Origin of the sequence: Alsobacter soli (genome assembly GCF_003004785.1) — a bacterium.
GTDB classification, from domain to species: domain Bacteria; phylum Pseudomonadota; class Alphaproteobacteria; order Rhizobiales; family Beijerinckiaceae; genus Alsobacter; species Alsobacter soli.
In genome coordinates, this window is record NZ_PVZS01000071.1 from 1 (window position 1) to 1,155 (window position 1,155).

The following is a 1,155-nucleotide window of genomic DNA, read 5'->3' on the forward strand; positions in this document are numbered from 1 at the left end:
GACAACCCGTTCCGGGCGGCCGAGCACGCGTGGTTCTCCGGCGTGGGCGCGATGATAGAGGCCGGCCGCCGCGTCCGGGACGCCTGGGCCGAGCGGCTGTTCGACGCCGCCTACGGCGACAAGCCCGGCCCCCTTGACCTTCCCATCGCGGGAAGCCCCACAACGCCCGCCGCCACCGCCGTTTCCGCGTGAGGACGCCATGAGCCACGACCACGCTGCGCACGCCCACGACCATGCCGCCGGGCACGGGAATGACGACCACGGCCGCGCCCCCGCCCCCGCCCCCGCCGGCGAGGGGATGGTCAAGGACCCGGTTTGCGGCATGGCGGTCGACCCGCACGGGACGAAGTTCCGCGCCGAGCACGCCGGGAAGCCGTATTACTTCTGCTCGGCCGGCTGCCAGTCCAAGTTTAAGGCCGATCCCGGCAAGTACGTCGCGCCGGCAGCCAGGGCGGCGGCGGCCCCGCCGGAGGGCACGATCTACACCTGCCCGATGCACCCGCAGATCCGGCAGTTCGGGCCGGGCTCCTGCCCGATCTGCGGCATGGCGCTGGAGCCGGTGATCGCCGCCGGCGGGCACGAGAACGCCGAGCTCAGGGACATGTCGCGTCGCTTCTGGGCGGGCCTGGTCCTGAGCCTGCCCGTTTTGGCCCTGGAGATGGGCGGCCACCTCACCGGCCTCGACCACTACGTCCCGCGCGGCGTCTCCAACTGGGTGCAGATGGCGCTGGCGACGCCTGTGGTGCTGTGGGCCGGCTGGCCCTTCTTCGTGCGGGCCTGGGCCTCGCTGGTGAACCGCAGCCTGAACATGTTCACGCTGATCGCCATGGGGACGGGCGTGGCCTGGGNGAACATGTTCACGCTGATCGCCATGGGGACGGGCGTGGCCTGGGCCTACAGCATGGTCGCCGTGCTGGCGCCGGGCGTGTTCCCGCCCGCCTTCCGGGGCCATGACGGCTCCGTGGCCGTGTACTTCGAGGCCGCGGCGGTGATCACGGTTCTGGTATTGCTCGGGCAGGTGCTGGAGCTGCGGGCGCGCGAGAGCACCGGCGGGGCGATCCGGGCCCTGCTTGACCTCGCGCCCAAGACGGCGCGCCTCATCCGGCCGGATGGCAGCGAGCAGGAAGTCCAGCTCGACGCCGTCGAGGTCGGGGC

General features: G+C 72.4%; 2 protein-coding genes. Both read left to right on the forward strand.

The genetic code is table 11. The features are described 5' to 3' along the window. Positions 1–192: hypothetical protein (locus tag SLNSH_RS25090; protein ID WP_158266886.1), on the forward strand; the 192-nt coding region annotated here is incomplete at its 5' end. Positions 193–199: 7 nt separating this feature from the next. Further along, positions 200–1,155 (forward strand): YHS domain-containing protein (locus SLNSH_RS24285; RefSeq protein WP_146140385.1); only part of this gene is annotated, 956 nt, incomplete at its 3' end.